The organism is Yoonia sp. R2-816 (assembly GCF_046762905.1).
In the GTDB taxonomy this organism is placed as follows: Bacteria; Pseudomonadota; Alphaproteobacteria; order Rhodobacterales; family Rhodobacteraceae; genus Yoonia.
Window position 1 is genome coordinate 242,895 of record NZ_JBKQXN010000216.1, and the last position, 18,314, is coordinate 261,208.

The following is an 18,314-nucleotide window of genomic DNA, read 5'->3' on the forward strand; positions in this document are numbered from 1 at the left end:
TGTCAACGCCGAATGCCAAGTCCTTGTTATTGACTCTGAAATTGCGCCGCGCGTATGGTCATCGCAATATTCAGGGGGACTTTTATGGCCGACAAAACATTAACACGCATGGACCTCGCAGACGCCGTACATAACGAAGTTGGATTGTCACGCAACGACAGTGCTGATCTGGTCGAAAGTGTCCTGTCGCATATTTCCGATGCGCTGGTGGCCGGCGAAACCGTCAAGATTTCTTCTTTTGGTACATTTTCAGTACGTGAAAAGGCCGCCCGCGTAGGCCGCAACCCCAAAACCGGAGAAGAAGTTCCCATTCATCCGCGCCGCGTGCTGACCTTCCGCCCGTCGCATCTGATGAAGGACCGGGTGGCCGCAGGGAACAAATCCTAAGCCATGGCAAAAGCCAAAGACGCCTTTCGAACCATCAGCGAAGTCGCCGAATGGCTTGATACGCCCACGCATGTGCTGCGGTTCTGGGAAAGCAAGTTCAGCCATATCAAGCCCGTCAAGGGCGCTGGTGGCCGCCGCTATTACCGCCCAACTGACATGGATTTACTGGGCGGGATCAAGCACTTGCTGCACGAAGAAGGGATGACCATCAAGGGCACCCAGAAACTGCTGCGCGAAAAGGGTGTCAAACACGTGGCCACGCTGGGGCTGTCAATGACGGCGACTGAACCGGCCGAGGCGGCTGCGAAACCAGCCCCGCCGCCAGTAAAAGAAGCTGAAATGCCATCGGCCAAGGATGAAAGCACGGTCGCCGCCACGGCGGAACCGCCTGCTCCCGTTGACGACGGCCCGGTGCAGGATGCCTTCCCGTTTGATGACATCCCAACTGCTGCGACCGAAACTGCAGAGGCAGAGACCAAGCCCGACGCACCTTTCGAAATCACCCTGCCCGCTTTGCCCGATGATCTGCCTGACCTGCCAGCGCGCAGTTTTGGCCTGATTGCGGCGGCACCCGACAGCATCCGCGCCCATGCAAAACAGATCGCCCCGCTTGTGCAACGGCTTGCCCAACTGCGCGACCGGATGCAGAGTCACTGACGTGTTTTCGGGCTTGCCCCCACATCCATTTGCGTTATGAAAGCGCTCAGTCGGGCTATGGCGCAGCCTGGTAGCGCGTCCGTCTGGGGGACGGAAGGTCGCAGGTTCAAGTCCTGCTAGCCCGACCAATCACAACCGCCCGTTTGCGTTTCCGCGCAGCGGGCGTTTTGGTATCCGAAAGGGAGCGGACATGACAGCATCCGGCGTTTTGGCAGACCACCAGATCCGCGCGATGATCGCATCGGGGGGCATCTCTGCCACGGCCGATATCGGGGCCGATCAGATTCAACCCGCCTCTCTTGATCTGCGCCTGGGGCAAACCGCTTACCGTGTCCGCGCATCTTTTCTGGCCGGTCGCAACCGTACCGTGGCTGAACGGCTGAAAGATTTTAAAATGCACGCGGTCGATCTGGACGGCGGTGCAGTACTGGAAAAGGGCTGCGTCTATGTTGTCCCACTGATGGAACGGCTGTCGCTACCAAATGGCATGACGGCCGCGGCCAGTGCAAAATCGTCCATCGGGCGGCTGGACCTTCTGACCCGGATCATCACCGATTATGGCGTTGAATTTGACCGTGTCCCCGAAGGTTATGATGGGCCGCTTTACGTCGAAATCTGCCCGCGCTCCTTTTCCGTGGTGGCGCAGCCCGGCCAGATGCTGAACCAGATCATTTTTCGCCAAGGCAAAACCCGGATGTCCGACGACGATCTGCGCGATCTGCACGCAAAAACACCAATCGTTTCTGGCGATCCTGTCATCTCGGAAGGCTTGGGATTTTCGGTCGATCTCAGACCGGACAAGGGCAATCTGGTCGGCTATCGGGCCAAACCTCATACCGGGGTGATCGACCTGTTAAAACTGAACCACTACGATCCGGCGGAATTCTGGGAACCGGTCCACACCGACGACGGCTGGATCATCCTCGACCCCGGCGCGTTCTATATCCTCGTCAGCCGCGAGGCGATTGTCATCCCCCCGATGCAGGCGGCCGAAATGGCCCCCTATCTGGCCATGGTCGGTGAATTCCGCGTGCATTACGCTGGCTTCTTTGACCCCGGCTTTGGCTATGCAGACGCAGGCGGATCAGGGTCACGCGGCGTGCTTGAGGTGCGCTGCCACGAAGCCCCATTTGTGCTGGAACATGGGCAAGTCGTTGGCCGCCTTGTCTATGAAAATATGGCCGCCCTGCCCGATGCGCTTTATGGACGCGAGATCAAATCGAACTATCAGGGACAGGGCCTGAAACTGTCCAAACACTTCAAGACCTGACAACCAGGTCAGTCAGCAAACAGGTTTAGGAACCACCGCGCCCATCATCAATGCGCTCGCGCTCGTCGTTTGCGGCGTCACGGGTCGGTTTGCCCCGACGGGACGCCACATCAAGACCACGGTTGATACCGGCATTGATGCCGCGCCGCATGATCATTCGGATGGCCATGTTGATAATCTGATTAAGGTTCATTGTGTCTCCCTCCAAGGGTTCACGCTTGCCAGATAGATAGCTAAATCAGCGCATATATCCAAGCTGCTTGTGAAGTTTCGCGCTGACGACTCGTTAATCCGCCCAACATTGTGGGGTCGTCATGCGGCCGATGGCTGATCATCGCTATCCTGAAACATGACCCGATCACGTCCGCCGGCCTTGGCGCGATAAAGCGCAATATCTGCCCGCTTCAGCGCATCCGCCTCACTCTCGTCCTCGGGTCTGAAAACCCCGATGCCGAATGATGCAGAGACCTGAAACGGGACGACAGTGTCGTCATTCTGCTCCGAAATCACACGCGGCAAGTCTTTGACGGCAAGACGCATCCGTTCGGCAATTGATTCCAGTTTTGGCTGATCGACAGAGCTCAGCACGATAACAAATTCTTCACCGCCCCAGCGACCGATGATATCGGTGCTGCGCAGGATCGGCGACAAAGCTGCACCAACCGCGGCAAGCAAACTGTCACCAGCCGGATGCCCATAGGTGTCGTTGACGGTCTTGAAATGATCCAGATCCATCAACACGACGCCAACAGCACGGCCCGTACTGCGAAACCGATCCCAGCGCTGCTTGAGGACATTATTCAGACCAGCCCGGTTGAGTGTGCCGGTCAGCCGATCATGGACTGCAGCAAAAGCCAGTTGTCGCTCGACTTCGCGCCGTGATCTGTCGGCACGCTCCTGCATCAGGCCGGAATACAGCGAAATGGCAATCATGCTGCAGGCAATGACACTCAGAACCATCGCCTCGACCGGATATGCGCGGTCTGGCACGCCGTAGCCCAGATATAGCACCAGACCGCCAAACCATGGCACGATGAACCCGATCAGCACCATTGTGCGCGTTCGCGTCCCGTTTTCATCCGAGGCCAGCATCAGACGCAAGATCGGGTGGTGGGCATAGATTGTCAGAACGGCGAATGTCGCAGGCACAAGGGCGACAAGCGTGGTCAGGGCCATCTGCCCATCCAGATAATGCACATCATAACTGTGACCCATGAAACTGAACACAATCAGCGTCGTCGCCAATAACACCAGCGCCAGCCCCAATCGCCGACTTGTCCGACGGATCACCACCGATCCGAACAGAACCCCCAGAATGACCGACGTATCCTGCCCCATACGACTATCGGCAGTGGCCGCAAGGCTCAGGAACGCATCGTGGATCACATCAGGGCGGATCAGGTTCATCAGCACCATGCAAAGGGCACAAATCCCGATCCAATACCGCCAAATGGGCGTCGGTCGCGCCAAGCGAAAATGCAAAAGCCCGACAGACAGCATAATGATCAACAGGGCCGTCATCGGATGTGTACCCAGTGCCGCTCCACCCGGCCCAAAGGTGATCGTGAGGTCGAGCGCATTGACGATCAGCCCAACGATCCCGGCGGCCAACGACATCATCGCCAGCGGCACGCGCAAAAAATGCGCGGACCTTACGTGCCGATAGCGCCGCTGGTGCGCATGAGTGATTTGCAGCGGATCGTTCAAAGCCGGGCCGTCCAATCTGGATAGTTCCATCGGAAGTTTAAGCGATGACAATTAAGAGGAGATTGAGAACGATCCGAAGATCCGGCTCATGCCAGATCCGCTAACCGCCATCATCAAAAGCAACTGCGCACTTGCAATTTTTTCTGGCTTTCTTCTCTCGGGAACGCTGCGAATTTTTCGCGAATATACATCAAACGGGAAGCTCAGGTCGCCGTTCTGCCGCAATCGAAACCCGAAAAAGTCGCACCGACCCGACATCTCGACTCCAAGATCAATTGACCCTGAAGGAGCAACTATGACGAGTGTGACGTTCCAATTGGCTGACAGCCTTGGCATCATCATTGCGGTAACCGAAATGGATGACGGTACACTTCATTTCACCGTGACCGTGGATGAAACTGCGGGCCAAACCGCCGATATCAATGCCCTGTATTTCGATCTGTCTGATGACAGCATGGTCGATGGCTTGACTGTGACTGGCGCCGATGTCACCGACGAAAATTTTGCTGCCAACAAAGTGACCAAAATCGACTCCCATACAAATATGAATGGTGAAATTGTCAATGAATACGGCAAGTTCGATGGCGGAATTCAGTTTGGCACGCAGGGCATCGCGACCGATGATATCCAAAGCACCAGTTTTGTACTGAGCCATGACAGCGTTGGGCTGACCATCGACGACATTCTGGCGCAGGACTTCGGCATCAGGCTGACATCAGTTGGCGAGATTGATGGGCCACGCGAGGATTCGCTGAAAATCGGTGGGACCGCCCCCGATGCACCCGACCAGCCGCCAGAGCCCGAATTGGTGAATACGGCGAATGCGGACAGCCTTATTGTTTTTGAGGGAGAAGCCTTCGAAACAGATGGCAGCACCGATGCGCTGACCACAGGTGCAATCTCCGTCCTTGAAAATGACACTACCTTCGACGGAGCCGACACATTCGTCTATAACGAAGGCGTAGCAGCCGTAAACGGCGATACAAATGCCATTGCACAAATCGTTAACGGCGACAACGGCGGCCAGTTGATCGTTTATGCCGACGGTACTGTGGATTTCTCTTCCAATGGCGATTTTGACACACTCAGTAGTGGGCAGACCGAGGTCACCAACTTCACTTACGAGATCGAAGGCGGCAGCACGGCGATCATCAATGTCACTGTACTTGGCGAAGATCTTGGCTTTTTAGATTAATCCTCCGGTCTGCTGTGCGACAATCGCGCATAGCAGACCTCTTTCAATCCTCGAAAAGCTCTGTCTGATCCTCATCTTCGTCTTCGTCGTCATCCTTTTCGCCAAGAGCAACAGCGCCAGGTGGCGGACGATTTTCCAGCAATCCGGCAGAGCGGAGCTCCTTGAGCCCGGGCAGATCGCGGGCATTTTCCAACCCGAAATGATCGAGAAACCCCTGCGTCACAACAAATGTCACAGGGCGTCCCGGGGTCATCTTGCGCCGACCAAAACGAATCCATTCCATTTCGATCAACTGATCCACCGTGCCGCGGCTGACGCTGACGCCGCGGATTTCCTCGATCTCGGCGCGGGTCACCGGCTGATGATAGGCCACAATGGCCAGCGTCTCGATCGCGGCCCGCGAAAGTTTACGCGTTTCAACCGTTTCCTTCTGCATCAGGAACCCAAGGTCGGGTGATGTGCGGATCGCCCAGGCGTCATCCACCTTCACCACATTGACCCCCCGCCCTTCATAACGCTTGCGCAGATGCGCAATCGCCTCGGCGGGGTCGCAGCCATGGGGCATGCGCCCGGTCAGTTCCTTGACCGTCACCGGGTCGGCAGTAGCAAACAGGATGGCCTCGACCATCCGTTCCTGTTCACCCATTGGCGGTGCTTCAAACAGGCTGTCATTCTGCGGTTTACTCATCACGCGGGGCCTTCTTGCGGATTTGAATGGGGGCAAAGGTTTCGCCCTGTCTGATCTCGATCTTGCCTTCCTTGGCCAGTTCCAGTGAGGCGGCAAAAGTCGCGGCGGTAGTCGACCGGCGACGCTGCGGGTCGGCATCCCAACCGTCAGGCAAATAGCTGGAGATATCGGTCCAGTCACCCGCAAAGCCGATCAGATTGCGCATCCGTTCCAGTGCCTGCTCCATCGTCATGACATGCTGGCGATCCATGACAAAGGGGCGGAAATCATCGCGGGTGCGGATGCGGGCATAGCCCTGCATAAGGTCCAGCAGCGTGGCGGTATAGCTCACCCGGCGGACCCGCTGCACATCCTCGGTGATCCCTCGGGCAAAAAAGTCGCGGCCCAGCTGATCGCGCGCCATCAGTTTCGCCGCCGCCTCGCGCATCGCCTGAAGCCGCTCCAACTGGAATGCCAGATGTGCAGCCAGTTCTTCGCCAGATGGCCCCTCTTCCGATGGATCAGGCGGCAGCAATAGGCGCGATTTCAGAAACGCCAGCCAGGCCGCCATGACCAGATAGTCGGCAGCGAGTTCAAGGCGCAGTTGTTTCGCCTGTTCGACAAAGGCCAGATATTGCTCGGCCAGTGCCAGAATGGAGATCTGGCGCAGATCGACCTTCTGCGTGCGCGACAGGGTCAACAGCAGATCAAGCGGGCCTTCATAGGCACCGACATCCACAATCAGCGCCTCTGCGGCCACACGCTCGCTGACACTCATGGTGTCTTCCTGAAACTCGTCGCCCTGCATCAATCCTCACGCCAACAGCGCTTCAAACTCCGCTTCCAGCGCCGGGATGTCAATGTTTTCAGGGGATTTCCGCTGCGCCAAGGCGCGATTTGCGCGGGTCTGCGCCGCCGGGGTCATCTCGCCCGCAACATCGGCCACCGCTGCCATTTCAACCGAGTCACCATTGCAGTGCAAAACGATATCGCACCCCGCCTTGATCGACGACGCGGCGCGTTCCGCTATCGTGCCCGACAGCGCCTCCATCGACAGATCATCGGTCATGATCAGCCCGTCAAAACCGATATCATTGCGAATGATCTGCATCATTCCGGGTGATGTCGTCGTAGGGGCATCCGGATCAATATCCGAAAAGACGATATGCGCGGTCATGCCCATCGCCAGATCGTTCAGCGCACGAAAAGGGGCAAAATCATGCGCCGCCAGCTCATCGCGCAAGGCGTGGATTGTCGGCAAATCTTTGTGGCTGTCCACTGATGCCCGCCCATAGCCCGGAATGTGTTTCAGCACCGGCAGAACACCACCCGCCAGAAATGCATCGGCACATTGACGGGCCGCCGCAACCACAGTCGGCACATCGGCACCATAAAGCCTGTTGCGCAGCACTGGATGGGTGTCATCCTCGACCAGATCGGCCAAGGGTGCGCAATTTACATCAATGCCGACGTCATGCAATTCCGCCGCAATCAGGCGGTTCCTGATCCATTGTGCGCGCATCGGGTCGCTGGCGCGCTCCATCTGATCAAGGGCTGGCAAATACTCCCGCCAATGTGGGGCACGCATCCGCTGCACGCGACCGCCTTCCTGATCAATCAGGACCGGGGCGTCGCGTCCGACAGTTTCGCGCAGCTCTGCCGTCAAACGGCGTAGCTGATCGGGGGTGTCGATATTCCGCGCGAAGACAATGAAACCAAGCGGCTGCGTCTCGCGGAAAAACCCGCGTTCCCAATCGGTTACTGTCAGGCCTTCAGGCCCGAAAATCGTCGCGTTCAGCGTCACCTAGTTGACCAGAAGCGCGTTGCAGTTGGCGCCTTCAGCCACCAGTGCCGCGCAGAACCGGCGGGCTGCGGCGAGGTCGTCAAATCCGTGGGTCCGCAGCCGGTACCATGTGCCGCTGCTTTGGTTACTGACCTGAATGATGCGTTCGCGCGATGACAGCAACTCGCCAAACCGACCTTGCAGGCGCTGCCATTCGGTCGCGGCAAGCGTTGGCGATTGGAATGCGCCAAGCTGCACCAACGGCGTGCCTGATGGAAATGCCGCTGTGCTGACGGCAACTTCATCGCTATTCGTGGCGGGTGCTGCGGCGGGCGCAGGTGCTGACACGCGCTGCAGCGCAACGGGACGCACCAGTGGACGCAATGATTGGGTCACCCCAGGAACACTGGCCGAGATGATCTGCGGCGCGCTATCCGCATTATCCGTCGCAGCGACGCCAGAGGCGATCTGATCGGCCAGCGCAAGAATATCATCGGCATTCAGCGGCTCTGTCGTGGGCCTGATGGAGGTCGCGTCACTCATGACAGCGGGTGATACTTCCTCAGTCTCGGCAGGCATGACCTCGCCTGCTTCGGCCATCGGCTGTACGGCAATATCCGCTTCGGCAAGGCCTGTCGTGGTCGGGGCAAGAACCAGCCGGTCCTCTGGCCCGCCCGCCTCGCCCACGGCGGCGACTTCGTTTACGGCAAGGCCGGTATGAGCGGCAACAGCCCCGCCAGGATTATCCGGCAACACCCGCATTTCGCCTTCCATCGCGCGGACCACGGGAATACCGCTGACATCGCGCATGATCAGCTTGTAGCCCCAGAAACTGACGCCGATGATCAGGGCCAACGACATGGCGGCCCCAGCATAATTCACCAATAAACCTGTGCGCGATGCGCTTTCATGCGGGGCGAACCCCTCATCATAGATTGCCATCTTTGCCTCACTGCCCGTGCCGTTTTCGGCTTATGGGTCACTTGGAACTGCTCGGTTCCCGGTGGTGCTGTGCGTTATCGCATCTCTTCCGCCGGGGTGATCCCAAGAATACCCAAACCGTGCGAAATAACAATCGCCACGGCCCGGATCAGGGCAATTTTCGCCTGTGTTGTTTCTGAGTCACCCTCTTGGACAAACCGCAATGACGGATCATCATGGCCTTTGTTGTAAAGACCGTGGAAATCAGAGGCGAGATCGTAAAGGTAAAACGCGATCCGGTGCGGCTCATGTCCACGCGCCGCAATCTCGACCAAACGCGGCCATTCAGCCAGTTTTTTGATCATGGTCAGCTCTGCCGGATCAGTCAGCCCGCTGATATCGACCTCTGCAAGCGTGGCATCATCGACAGTGGCAAAAGCCGCCGCCTTCGCCACGGCAGAATTGACCCGCGCATAGGCATAATTGACGTAGAACACCGGATTGTCCTTGGACTGTTCCAGCACCTTGTCGAAATCGAAATCGAGCGGCGCATCGTTCTTGCGGGTCAGCATGTGAAACCGGGTCACGTCCGGGCCAACCTGATCCACCACATCGCGCAGGGTGACAAAGGTCCCTGCCCGCTTGGACATCTTGAACGGCTCGCCGTTCTTGTAAAGCTTCACCAGCTGGGTCAGTTTGACATCCAGCGGCACCTGCCCATCCGACAGGGCCGAAACAGCGGCTTTCATCCGTTTGACATACCCACCGTGATCGGCGCCAAACACGTCGATCAGTTGATCAAAGCCGCGCTGTATCTTGTCGTAGTGATAGGCGATATCCGGGGCGAAATAGGTCCAGGATCCGTCCGATTTCTTCACCGGCCGGTCCACGTCGTCCCCGAAATCGGTCGATTTGAACAGCGTCTGTTCCCGAGGCTCCCAATCTTCCGGCACCTTGCCCTTGGGCGGTTCAAGCGTGCCGCGATAAATCAGCCCCTTGGCATCAAGTTTGGAAATCGCCTTTTCGATCAACCCGGTGCCATAAAGCGATTTTTCGGAAAAGAAATTATCCATCTCGACGCCCAGCCGGGACAGATCATCCCGGATCAGATCCATCATGGCATCTGTGGCGAATTCGCGAACCTCCTGCAGCCAGAACTGCTCACCCTTATCAAGGAACTTGTCCCCAACCTTGGCCTTCAGCGCCTCGCCCACTTCAATCAGGTAATCACCCGGATACGTCCCTTCGGGCCAGTCCACGCTCAGATCATGGGCTTCCTGATACCGCAGATAGACCGACCGGGCGAGCACATCGACCTGCGCACCACCATCGTTGATGTAATATTCCCGCGTCACATCATAGCCGGCATAGTCGAGCAATGACGCCAGCGTGTCACCAAAGACAGCCCCCCGTGTGTGGCCGACATGGACAGGACCCGTGGGGTTGGTCGATACAAACTCGACCAGAACCTTTTGTCCCATGCCCATTTCGGACTTGCCGTAAGCTGGATCGCGCAGCGTGGCCTTGACCACATCTTGCCAAACATCCGGCACCAACCGCATGTTCAAAAAACCCGGTCCGGCGACCTCGGCCACCGAAATCATCGGATCTTCCAGCAGTTTGGCCGCCAACGCCTCTGCAATCGCGCGTGGGTTCATCTTGGCAGGCTTGGCCAGCACCATGGCCGCATTGGTCGCCATGTCGCCATGGGCGGCATCACGGGGCGGTTCAACGGCAACAGCGGCAGTTGACAGACCATCAGGCAAGGTTCCGTCCGCGACCAATTGGTCGAGGCAGGCAATCACCCGGCTGCGGATATCGGCGAAGAGGTTCATAACACTATTCCAAATTGGCCATCTGATGGGTTGTTTCCATGTATCACCGGGGGCGCAGGCGTCAATCATTGACGGTGATCAATGCGCTTCACCGCATCTGGGATTAAGTCCAAGGAAGAACCGAACACGGAGAAGCCGATGCCCGCCGCCACCAATAAATCAGACCTGATCGCCGTCACCGAAAAAGAATACACCAAACTAACCAAATTGCTTGATACCGTCGATCCGGACACAGCAACCGAAAAGGCAGATGATACGTCGATCAAAGATGTGGTCGGTCATCGCGCCCATTGGATCGACCTGTTTCTCGGCTGGTATCGGGATGGTCAGGCGGGCACGCAGGTGCATTTTCCGGCTGAAGGTTACAAATGGAATGAGCTCAACCGTTACAACGCTGATCTGAGGGCGCGTCAGGCTGATCTTGGCTGGGACGATGCCAAGGCGCTGCTGGATAAGAATGCAAAAGCCTTGCTGCAATTCATGCAGGATCACAGCGATGATGAACTTTATGGCGGCCCCATGAAGGGCGCGAACAACAACTGGACGACAGGCCGCTGGGCCGAGGCCGCAGGACCCAGCCATTACCGCTCTGCCGCCAAGTACATCCGCGGCTTATTGCGTCAAAAGGCTTAGCTGGCGTCGGCTGGCGGCTGATCGCCGTCGTCAACACCTGGCGGGCGCAGCGTAATGATCCGCACGTCAGGCGCACCGTTAACCTCTTCATCCTTGCGGATCAGGGTAATTGTCCCGCTCGCCGAGATGCGCGCCACCAAATGCGCGTCAGGGCGTTTCGCGCGCCAATCCTCGAACGTGTATTCCTCAGTCAGACGGGTCACACGGAAGGTCCAGCCATCGCGGATCAGACGCTCCAGCCCGGCATGCGTTTCTTCAGGTCCGAACTTGCGGCCACCCAATGTGCGCGGCAACTGGTGGCGCATGCTTTCGGTCTTTTCGCGCTTGATCTGAAAGACGTTATCGCGCCCGAATTCCGGGGCAAGGTCGGTTGTGACCAGCGTGTTGTAAGCATCATTGTCCGTCGCAGCCACCAAGGTGGCATAACTGACCAGTTCCAACCGCTGTTCAGCCGCTTCTGACAGGATATCGCCGGAAAACGTGTCGATGCCTGCAGCGCGCGCCGAACGCAGATGACCGAAATTCGGGTCGGTCATCAGCACCGGGATCTCGGCCTTTTTCAATGCTTCGGCAAAGGCCGTTGTCCAAGGTGATCCGCCGATGATGACGACGCCCGGCGTATCGGCCCCGGTCAGGCCCAGCCAGCGGGCAAAGGGCGCCAGCGTAAAGCCGTGGACGACAACGGTGACGGAAACCAACACAAAAGCCAGCGGCCCAATCAGCGCGGCATCTTCAAAGCCCAGATTAAGCAACCGGTCACCAAAGAGGCCTGCGACAGCGACCAGAACGACACCACGTGGGCCGGTCAACGCTACAAGAAGCTGCTCCTTGTAGGGCACGCCCGAGCCCAGCAGCGACACCAAAACCGTCAATGGCCTTGCCACCAGCACAACCAGCAAGACAAACCCCAGCGCCCACCAGTCCAGTTTGCCCAAGGCGGCGAAATCCAGACCGGCAGCTAACAGGATGAAAACACCCGACACCAGCAGAACGGTTGCATGTTCCTTGAACCGGCGCAGTTCCTCGTAACTTGGCAGATTAGAATTGGCGATGACGATCCCCATGATCGTCACGGCCAACAGACCACTTTCATGCAGTACCGAATCCGACAAACCAAAGACTGCGAGCAAAAGCGCAAATAGAACCGGCACTTTCATGTACTCGGGTACCCAGCCCCGTTTGAACGCCCGGGCCAGCCCGACGCCCCCGGCCACACCCAGCACAGTGGCCACGGTGATCCCCGTGAGCAGCGCGATGATCGCCTCGTTAACTGTGGTGGCCGTGTTCAAAACCAGCACGACCTCGAAAGCCAGCACCGCTGCCAATGCACCGATGGGATCATTGACGATCGCTTCCCATTGCAGCAGTGCCGCAGGGCGCTTCGCCAGCCGGGCCGTTCGAAGCAGCGGCGCAATAACCGTTGGCCCTGTCACGATCATGATGCCACCAAAAACAGCGGCGCTTTCCCAACTCAGCCCGGCCGCATAATGCAAAGCCAGCGTGGATGTCAGCCAGCCCAAGGGCGCGCCGATAAAGACCAGCCTTTTGACACCAATAGCCGCATCCTGAAGCTTGTGAAAATTCAGGGTCAGACCGCCCTCGAACAGGATAATAGCAACCGCGATGGCAATGATCGGCTGCAATAGCGGCCCGAAATCGCGGGCGGGATCAAACACACCAGCCACCGGGCCAATCAAAATACCGGCCACCAGCATCAGAACGATGGCAGGCATCCGCAGCCGCCAGGCCAGCCACTGCGATCCGACCCCCAACGCGCCAACAAGGGCAAACGCCACTACCGGCGCCATTGCATCTGCGGGCAACCCGCTTGCACCTTCAATTGCCATCGATCACCCCCGCTGGAATTACTTCACCGCCAATCAGGCGTTTATGTTCTTGTATCGCAAACCGGTCCGTCATGCCCGCGATGTAGTCCGCGACGATCCGGGCCAATGTGGTTTCATCCGGCGCATCGGCCACGTCCTTGCGCCACTGCTTTGGCAATTCATCGGTATTTTCCAGAAAGAACGGAAACAGATCATTGATCATTTGTGTCACGACCCCGCGCATTTCCACAACTGCCGGGGCACGGTACATGCGCTCGAACAGGAACTGACGGATAACTTTTAAGTCCGTCCAAAGTTCCGGAGAAAATTGCACCATCATCCGACCGGCATGACGAATATCGTGAACCGAGGTTGGTGAGAGTTCCGCCAGATTGCGTTGACTGACGGTAATCACATCTTCAACCAGCACGCCAAAGAACCGGCGCAACGCCTCGTGACGGCGGCGATAATAGTTCAGACCGGGGTATTTCGCATCGACACGGGCAAAGCAGTCACACAGGATCGGAAGTGCTGCCAGATCATCAGTGCTGAACAACTCCGCGCGAAGACCATCGTGCAAGTCATGGTTATTATAGGCAATATCATCGGCCAGTGCCGCCGCCTGTGCCTCTGCACTGGCATGAGTATGCAGTTCCAGATCATGACGCGCGTCATAGGCCGCCAGCGCATAGGGAATATCGCCCGTGACAGGCCCGTTATGTTTGGCAATGCCTTCCAGCGTTTCCCATGTCAGGTTCAGACCATCCCATTCGGCATAATGCCGTTCCAGGTTGGTGACAATATGCAGGGCCTGCGCATTGTGATCAAAACCTCCATAGGGCTGCATCAGCGCATTCAGTGCCTCTTCTCCGGTGTGACCAAACGGCGTGTGCCCCAGATCATGGGCCAAGGCGACGGCCTCGGTCAGTTCGGCATTCAGATCCAGTGCTGCGGCCACGGTCCGCGCCACCTGCGCGACCTCGATCGAATGGGTCAGACGAGTGCGGAAATAATCGCCCTCATGTTCGATGAAAACCTGCGTCTTATGCTTCAGACGGCGAAACGCGCTGGAATGGATGATCCGGTCACGATCCCGCTGATAGGGCGAGCGAAAGGCGCTCTCTTCCTCTGCGTATAGCCGCCCCCGCGGGTTCGCCGGGTCGGTCGCATATGGCGCTGCCATGTGATTTGCCTGTCTTGTTCGTCTTGCCTGTGATCCTTATATTGGAAGCAATCAGAAACTGATAGGTCGCAAACCATGCTGACGATCCCACCCAAAGTGACATCGCGGGCCTTTGAACGCCTCGCCGAAATCGGCGCCTCCGCGCAGGGCAAGGCACTGCGCGTCGCGGTGGAAGGCGGCGGATGTTCCGGTTTCCAGTATGAAATCGACCTGGATGAACCCAAAGACGATGATCTGGTCCTGTCCGAACAGGGTGAAACCGTCGTGATCGACAGCGTATCCCTGCCCTTCCTTGCCGATGCAGTGATTGATTTCAGCGAGGAACTGATCGGCGCACGCTTCGTCATCAACAACCCCAATGCGACGTCATCCTGTGGCTGTGGCACATCGTTCTCGATGTAATGCATGACAATGCAAGGTTGGCCGCACTGATCCTTGATCAGATTAACGGCAACCACGACATCACCATCGACGAGGCCGAATTCGTCGGATTGCTGAAAACCGCGCTGGAAGACGGGCAATCGCGTCTGGATCTGCGCGACCGGTTGATCGAAGGGGCACGCGACAGCAATGAGGTCACGCTGACCGACATCATTGACGTGATTTCGCAAAGCCTGTCAGACGAAATTCGCGATCTGAGCGAGGAGGTGTCAGAGATGGAAAATGATCTTTTGCCCAGCCGCTTGGCACTGGGCAGCATGGTTGGCCTTGTTCTGGGTACGTTGGTCACCCTCGCCTACGGGGCCAGCGACCCGATCACTTCAGCAGGGTTGATCGGGGCACTTGCGGCGGCCACGCTGGCGGTGACCCATTATCGCAAACGCACATTCCGCAAGATATCCGCGCTGCGGGTGGAGCGGACAAATTATGAAAACTTCCGCAGACTTTTGCATGACATAAAATAATATGTTAATGCTGAGCCTGTAGGGATCAGTCAGAAAGAATGGTAAGTCAGATGCAAGACGTGATGATCATAACATCGGCCGAATGGGTATTGCTGGCATTGGCGACTGTGGCACTGATCCATGGCGCCGTGATCTGTATGAATTTGCGCAAGAATTTGTCGCGGGCAGAGGCACGGCAAGGCTTTCAGGGACTGTCCGGGGCATTGTCTGACGTTCACAGGCGCGCTGGGCGGAAAACGCCAGAATCTTGACCTGATCGCTTGTGCATTGCCGCCTGGTGCGGCAATTATTCCCCTAGTTTAGGGGACTTTCATGAAAATCGCGACATTCAACATCAATGGCGTCAAGGCCCGGATCGGTGCGTTGACCGACTGGATTGATGAGGCCCAGCCGGATGTGGCCATCCTGCAGGAAATCAAATCCGTTGATGAAGGGTTTCCCCGCGAAATCTTTGAGGACAAAGGATACAACGTCGAAACCCACGGTCAAAAAGGGTTCAACGGCGTCGCGATCCTGTCCAAACTCCCGCTCGAGGACGTGACGCGCGGCTTGCCCGGCGCCAAAGGTGCCGGTCGTGAAGGCGCTGACGACGAAGAGGCGCGCTATATCGAAGCAACCGTTGTGGGCGACAAGGCGGTCCGCATCTGCGGGCTCTACCTCCCCAATGGGAACCCCGCGCCGGGTCCGAAATATGATTATAAACTGCTCTGGATGGAACGTCTTTACGATCGTGCGCAGGAACTGCTGGCGTCCGAACAACCCGCGCTGATGGCAGGCGATTACAACATTATTCCACAGGCCGAGGATGCGGCGCGCCCCGATGCGTGGCGCGATGACGCGCTGTTTCGTCCCGAAAGCCGTGCCGCATTCCAGCGGATCCAAAACCTCGGGTTTACAGAAGCCTTCCGCACACGCGAGGCTGGTGCAGGCCATTATTCATTCTGGGATTATCAGGCCGGTGCCTGGGACAAGAACGATGGCATCCGGATCGACCACTTCCTGCTGACCCCGCAATGCGCCGATCTGCTGAACAATTGCTGGATCGAAGCAGAGGTGCGCGGCCGTGAAAAGCCGTCCGATCATGTCCCGGTCTGGGTTGACCTCGCCGCGTGAAATCGCGGAAAATGGCGGGAACGATATTCTGCGTGGGAACGTTAGCGACGAAAGGAGGTATGACAATGTTCAAAAGACTGATCATTGCGACATGTCTTGTCGCCGCGTTGCCCGCCATCGCAACTGCACAATGCCGCATCGCCGTTGCAGGAACGGCCTGCGTTGCAATTCCCCAGCCCCTCACCCCCAAACCGGGACCGGTTGAGATTGGTCAGACACTGGAACGCGGTCAGTACTCCATGCTGATGAATGCCCGCTATTACGGTCTGCCCACGGTCAGTGACGGCTGGGTCTACATGCGGATCGAGGACGAGATTTACCGCGTGGATTGGCTTAGCCACAAGGTGCTGGAACGGGTCACCCATATGGCCAGCCGCAACTGGTAACACCCACATCGCCTAGCGAAAGACACCGGTGGACGGGCGTTCAACAATCGTACGCTGCACGGCCTGAGATTCAGCACCAAATGCCCCGCTTGTCACCTCCGGCGTGGATGTCGTGTCGCATGCGGCCAGAAACGCAACGGCGACGATGATCAGAATAACAACAACAAGAGTACGCAATGGACCATCCTTTCAATAGGGTTCGAAAGGATAACGGCTCAGGCCACTGATTTATTCTCGTCTATGGCGTGTTTTTTAACCGGCTCCGCAATCAGGCCGTGACATCGTGGTCATAAAGCCAGCCCAACCGCCCCAGAAAGGCGTTCGGCGCGACCTTGCCCATTGTCGACAGCGCAGCATGGGCCACGCGCCGTTTGATACCTGTCAGATGATAGTTGCGCGCATTGGCATTGGCGGCCCCAATGGCCCGCACCACACGGTCAAGCCTGGCATTCTGATAGGCACGCAAGGCCGCATTCAGCGACCCGCTTTCATCACAGCACCGCGCCAGAACATAGGCATCCTCAATCGCCAGATTGGCCCCTTGCGCCAGAAACGGCAGCGTCGGATGGGCGGCATCCCCCAATATTGCGATGTTGCCCGCATGCCATTTGGCCGCAACAGAATGCCGGAACAGGCCCCAAAGCTTCACATCATCAACAGCGCCAAGGATCGATTTTATCTCCCAACCGGCATCGGCAAAGGCGGCGCGCAGATTGCCGGGATCATCAAAATGGTTCCAGCCTTCATCGGCCCATTGGCTGCGCTCCTGCACTGCGACGATGTTCAACCGGTCATTGGTCAGTGGATAGGTCACCATGTGACGTCCCGGCAGCATCCAGACGCGGGCAATCGGCTCTGCCTGCGGCTGCCGGATCATCGCGCGCCACGCGACCTGGCCGGTAAAAAACGGTGTTTCGGGCGTGTTGATCCGGCCGCGGACCACGGATTTCAGACCATCGGCCCCCACCGTCAGATCAGGGCGAATGATATCATCGCCAACTTCAAACGACCCGTCCGCATTCAGGTTCTCAATCCGGGCCCCCAGCCTGACAACGACACCCTGCGCAGTACAGGCACGCGCCAACAGATCAATCAGCGCCGCACGATGGAAAAAGCGATATGGGGGATCTTGTGAGGCCAGATCGAACCGGGCAATTTCCCGGCCCGTCACCCCATCCATGGGCACCACAGCCTTGGCTCGCAAACCAATCGTCGCCATGGCCCCTGCCAGATCAAGACTGGCCAAGGCGCGCGCACCATTTGGGGTAATCTGCAGACCGGCCCCAACCTCTGTCAGGGCCGAGGCTTGTTCGTAAACCGTGACATTCGCGTCCACGCGGGCAAAGGCAAGTGCTGCTGTGAGGCCACCAATGCCGCCGCCGATGATTGCAATGTCGCGGCCTGCGTTGTGGGTCACATCAGTCGTCGCGGTGGACTTTTTCGCGCCGCTCATGGCGCTCTTGCGCCTCAAGGCTCATGGTCGCAATCGGACGGGCATCCAGACGCTTCAAAGAGATCGGTTCGCCCGTGATTTCGCAATACCCATATTCGCCTTCGTCAATGCGGCGCAGGGCAGCGTCGATTTTGTTGACAAGTTTGCGCTGGCGGTCGCGGGTTCGCAGTTCAAGCGCACGATCCGTTTCTTCAGAGGCGCGGTCGGCCACATCAGGAATATTGCGGGTCTGATCTTTCATGCCAGCGACGGTGTCGCGGCTGTCCTCAAGAATTTCTGCTTTCCAATTTTGAAGTTTGCGGCGGAAATACTCTGTCTGGCGTTCGTTCATGAACGGTTCGCTTTCTGCGGGGCGATAATCTTCTGGCAGAAAAACTTCGGCTTTCATCGTCA

At 57.7% G+C, this 18,314-nt stretch carries 21 protein-coding genes and 1 tRNA gene; 10 read left to right on the forward strand and 12 right to left on the reverse strand.

Going from position 1 to position 18,314, the window contains the following annotated elements:
- The first annotated feature begins 84 nt into the window (after positions 1–84).
- The 4 genes from ihfA to ACFWW2_RS15375 all read left to right on the forward strand — a co-directional run bounded on the left by ihfA (position 85) and on the right by ACFWW2_RS15375 (position 2,314).
- Positions 85–387 (forward strand): integration host factor subunit alpha, encoded by a 303-nt coding sequence (ihfA, locus tag ACFWW2_RS15360; RefSeq protein WP_393929257.1) that lies wholly within the window; start codon positions 85–87, stop codon positions 385–387.
- Between the two features lie 3 nt (positions 388–390).
- Positions 391–1,044 carry a MerR family transcriptional regulator gene (locus tag ACFWW2_RS15365; protein ID WP_393929259.1) on the forward strand — a complete coding sequence of 218 codons (654 nt, stop codon included), beginning with the start codon at positions 391–393 and terminating at the stop codon, positions 1,042–1,044.
- 51 nt (positions 1,045–1,095) lie between these two features.
- Positions 1,096–1,172, forward strand: a tRNA-Pro gene (locus tag ACFWW2_RS15370).
- Positions 1,173–1,234: 62 nt separating this feature from the next.
- Positions 1,235–2,314: a 2'-deoxycytidine 5'-triphosphate deaminase gene (locus tag ACFWW2_RS15375; RefSeq protein WP_393929261.1), complete on the forward strand. Its 1,080-nt coding sequence runs from the start codon at positions 1,235–1,237 to the stop codon at positions 2,312–2,314.
- A gap of 25 nt (positions 2,315–2,339) precedes the next feature.
- Here ACFWW2_RS15375 and ACFWW2_RS15380 read toward each other — a convergent pair whose 3' ends face one another.
- Together ACFWW2_RS15380 and ACFWW2_RS15385 are read right to left on the reverse strand one after the other, a co-directional pair.
- Positions 2,340–2,507, reverse strand: a complete 168-nt coding sequence (locus ACFWW2_RS15380; RefSeq protein ID WP_393929263.1) for a hypothetical protein — start codon at positions 2,505–2,507, stop codon at positions 2,340–2,342.
- Positions 2,508–2,626: 119 nt separating this feature from the next.
- Positions 2,627–4,051, reverse strand: coding sequence for a GGDEF domain-containing protein (locus ACFWW2_RS15385; protein ID WP_393929265.1), 1,425 nt, complete (start codon positions 4,049–4,051; stop codon positions 2,627–2,629).
- 265 nt (positions 4,052–4,316) lie between these two features.
- On the opposite strand from ACFWW2_RS15385, the gene ACFWW2_RS15390 reads away from it, so the two are divergent.
- Complete coding sequence (locus tag ACFWW2_RS15390) at positions 4,317–5,216, forward strand: hypothetical protein (RefSeq protein WP_393929267.1); 900 nt, start codon at positions 4,317–4,319, stop codon at positions 5,214–5,216.
- A gap of 43 nt (positions 5,217–5,259) precedes the next feature.
- Here the strand turns inward: ACFWW2_RS15390 and scpB are convergent, their stop codons facing one another.
- From scpB to argS, 5 genes are all read right to left on the reverse strand, one after another.
- The gene (gene scpB / locus ACFWW2_RS15395) at positions 5,260–5,904 is read right to left on the reverse strand and encodes an SMC-Scp complex subunit ScpB (RefSeq protein ID WP_393929268.1); all 645 of its coding nucleotides are present in this window, start codon (positions 5,902–5,904) and stop codon (positions 5,260–5,262) included.
- Positions 5,897–6,691, reverse strand: coding sequence for a segregation and condensation protein A (locus ACFWW2_RS15400; RefSeq protein ID WP_393929269.1), 795 nt, complete (start codon positions 6,689–6,691; stop codon positions 5,897–5,899). Before ACFWW2_RS15400 ends, scpB begins: the two co-directional genes overlap by 8 nt.
- A gap of 6 nt (positions 6,692–6,697) precedes the next feature.
- Complete coding sequence (locus ACFWW2_RS15405) at positions 6,698–7,687, reverse strand: glycoside hydrolase family 3 N-terminal domain-containing protein (RefSeq protein ID WP_393929270.1); 990 nt, start codon at positions 7,685–7,687, stop codon at positions 6,698–6,700.
- A complete protein-coding gene (locus ACFWW2_RS15410) occupies positions 7,688–8,608 on the reverse strand; it encodes an SPOR domain-containing protein (protein WP_393929272.1) in 921 nt (306 codons plus the stop codon). It lies immediately after the preceding gene.
- A 74-nt stretch (positions 8,609–8,682) separates the two neighbouring features.
- Positions 8,683–10,422, reverse strand: coding sequence for an arginine--tRNA ligase (gene argS, locus ACFWW2_RS15415; RefSeq protein WP_393929273.1), 1,740 nt, complete (start codon positions 10,420–10,422; stop codon positions 8,683–8,685).
- 138 nt (positions 10,423–10,560) lie between these two features.
- Between argS and ACFWW2_RS15420 the strand changes: the two genes are divergently transcribed.
- On the forward strand, positions 10,561–11,055 hold the full coding sequence (locus ACFWW2_RS15420; protein ID WP_393929274.1) for a ClbS/DfsB family four-helix bundle protein: 495 nt from the start codon (positions 10,561–10,563) through the stop codon (positions 11,053–11,055).
- On the opposite strand, the gene ACFWW2_RS15425 is transcribed toward ACFWW2_RS15420, so the two are convergent.
- Together ACFWW2_RS15425 and ACFWW2_RS15430 are read right to left on the reverse strand one after the other, a co-directional pair.
- The gene (locus ACFWW2_RS15425; protein WP_393929275.1) at positions 11,052–12,902 is read right to left on the reverse strand and encodes a cation:proton antiporter; all 1,851 of its coding nucleotides are present in this window, start codon (positions 12,900–12,902) and stop codon (positions 11,052–11,054) included. The two genes, ACFWW2_RS15420 and ACFWW2_RS15425, sit on opposite strands and share 4 nt — an antisense overlap.
- A complete protein-coding gene (locus ACFWW2_RS15430; protein ID WP_393929276.1) occupies positions 12,892–14,064 on the reverse strand; it encodes a deoxyguanosinetriphosphate triphosphohydrolase in 1,173 nt (390 codons plus the stop codon). Before ACFWW2_RS15430 ends, ACFWW2_RS15425 begins: the two co-directional genes overlap by 11 nt.
- Positions 14,065–14,139: 75 nt before the next feature.
- Here ACFWW2_RS15430 and ACFWW2_RS15435 point away from each other — a divergent pair, with 75 nt between their 5' ends.
- From ACFWW2_RS15435 to ACFWW2_RS15450, 4 genes are all read left to right on the forward strand, one after another.
- Positions 14,140–14,466 (forward strand): HesB/IscA family protein, encoded by a 327-nt coding sequence (locus tag ACFWW2_RS15435; protein ID WP_393929278.1) that lies wholly within the window; start codon positions 14,140–14,142, stop codon positions 14,464–14,466.
- Positions 14,466–14,969, forward strand: coding sequence for a hypothetical protein (locus tag ACFWW2_RS15440; RefSeq protein ID WP_393929280.1), 504 nt, complete (start codon positions 14,466–14,468; stop codon positions 14,967–14,969). Before ACFWW2_RS15435 ends, ACFWW2_RS15440 begins: the two co-directional genes overlap by 1 nt.
- 312 nt (positions 14,970–15,281) lie before the next feature.
- Complete coding sequence (gene xth / locus ACFWW2_RS15445; protein WP_393929282.1) at positions 15,282–16,082, forward strand: exodeoxyribonuclease III; 801 nt, start codon at positions 15,282–15,284, stop codon at positions 16,080–16,082.
- A gap of 65 nt (positions 16,083–16,147) precedes the next feature.
- On the forward strand, positions 16,148–16,468 hold the full coding sequence (locus ACFWW2_RS15450) for a hypothetical protein (protein ID WP_393929284.1): 321 nt from the start codon (positions 16,148–16,150) through the stop codon (positions 16,466–16,468).
- A gap of 12 nt (positions 16,469–16,480) precedes the next feature.
- Here ACFWW2_RS15450 and ACFWW2_RS15455 read toward each other — a convergent pair whose 3' ends face one another.
- The 3 genes from ACFWW2_RS15455 to dksA form a co-directional block, all read right to left on the reverse strand.
- Positions 16,481–16,645: a hypothetical protein gene (locus tag ACFWW2_RS15455; RefSeq protein WP_393929286.1), complete on the reverse strand. Its 165-nt coding sequence runs from the start codon at positions 16,643–16,645 to the stop codon at positions 16,481–16,483.
- Between the two features lie 91 nt (positions 16,646–16,736).
- The gene (locus ACFWW2_RS15460) at positions 16,737–17,921 is read right to left on the reverse strand and encodes an FAD-dependent monooxygenase (protein ID WP_393929290.1); all 1,185 of its coding nucleotides are present in this window, start codon (positions 17,919–17,921) and stop codon (positions 16,737–16,739) included.
- Positions 17,887–18,309 carry an RNA polymerase-binding protein DksA gene (gene dksA / locus ACFWW2_RS15465; RefSeq protein WP_393929292.1) on the reverse strand — a complete coding sequence of 141 codons (423 nt, stop codon included), beginning with the start codon at positions 18,307–18,309 and terminating at the stop codon, positions 17,887–17,889. Before dksA ends, ACFWW2_RS15460 begins: the two co-directional genes overlap by 35 nt.
- Positions 18,310–18,314 lie beyond the last annotated feature (5 nt).

Excerpts from the sequence above, each read along its gene's own strand:
- ACFWW2_RS15450 (WP_393929284.1), top strand. The coding sequence starts at position 16,148 with ATGTTCAAAAGACTGATCATTGCGACATGTCTTGTCGCCGCGTTGCCC.
- ACFWW2_RS15440 (WP_393929280.1), top strand. The coding sequence starts at position 14,466 with ATGCATGACAATGCAAGGTTGGCCGCACTGATCCTTGATCAGATTAAC.
- ACFWW2_RS15390 (WP_393929267.1), top strand. The coding sequence starts at position 4,317 with ATGACGAGTGTGACGTTCCAATTGGCTGACAGCCTTGGCATCATCATT.
- xth (WP_393929282.1), top strand. The coding sequence starts at position 15,282 with ATGAAAATCGCGACATTCAACATCAATGGCGTCAAGGCCCGGATCGGT.
- ihfA (WP_393929257.1), top strand. The coding sequence starts at position 85 with ATGGCCGACAAAACATTAACACGCATGGACCTCGCAGACGCCGTACAT.
- ACFWW2_RS15420 (WP_393929274.1), top strand. The coding sequence starts at position 10,561 with ATGCCCGCCGCCACCAATAAATCAGACCTGATCGCCGTCACCGAAAAA.
- ACFWW2_RS15435 (WP_393929278.1), top strand. The coding sequence starts at position 14,140 with ATGCTGACGATCCCACCCAAAGTGACATCGCGGGCCTTTGAACGCCTC.
- argS (WP_393929273.1), bottom strand. The coding sequence starts at position 10,422 with ATGAACCTCTTCGCCGATATCCGCAGCCGGGTGATTGCCTGCCTCGAC.
- scpB (WP_393929268.1), bottom strand. The coding sequence starts at position 5,904 with ATGAGTAAACCGCAGAATGACAGCCTGTTTGAAGCACCGCCAATGGGT.
- ACFWW2_RS15430 (WP_393929276.1), bottom strand. The coding sequence starts at position 14,064 with ATGGCAGCGCCATATGCGACCGACCCGGCGAACCCGCGGGGGCGGCTA.
- ACFWW2_RS15385 (WP_393929265.1), bottom strand. The coding sequence starts at position 4,051 with ATGGAACTATCCAGATTGGACGGCCCGGCTTTGAACGATCCGCTGCAA.
- ACFWW2_RS15460 (WP_393929290.1), bottom strand. The coding sequence starts at position 17,921 with ATGAGCGGCGCGAAAAAGTCCACCGCGACGACTGATGTGACCCACAAC.
- ACFWW2_RS15425 (WP_393929275.1), bottom strand. The coding sequence starts at position 12,902 with ATGGCAATTGAAGGTGCAAGCGGGTTGCCCGCAGATGCAATGGCGCCG.
- ACFWW2_RS15400 (WP_393929269.1), bottom strand. The coding sequence starts at position 6,691 with ATGCAGGGCGACGAGTTTCAGGAAGACACCATGAGTGTCAGCGAGCGT.
- ACFWW2_RS15380 (WP_393929263.1), bottom strand. The coding sequence starts at position 2,507 with ATGAACCTTAATCAGATTATCAACATGGCCATCCGAATGATCATGCGG.
- ACFWW2_RS15365 (WP_393929259.1), top strand. The coding sequence starts at position 391 with ATGGCAAAAGCCAAAGACGCCTTTCGAACCATCAGCGAAGTCGCCGAA.
- dksA (WP_393929292.1), bottom strand. The coding sequence starts at position 18,309 with ATGAAAGCCGAAGTTTTTCTGCCAGAAGATTATCGCCCCGCAGAAAGC.
- ACFWW2_RS15375 (WP_393929261.1), top strand. The coding sequence starts at position 1,235 with ATGACAGCATCCGGCGTTTTGGCAGACCACCAGATCCGCGCGATGATC.
- ACFWW2_RS15410 (WP_393929272.1), bottom strand. The coding sequence starts at position 8,608 with ATGGCAATCTATGATGAGGGGTTCGCCCCGCATGAAAGCGCATCGCGC.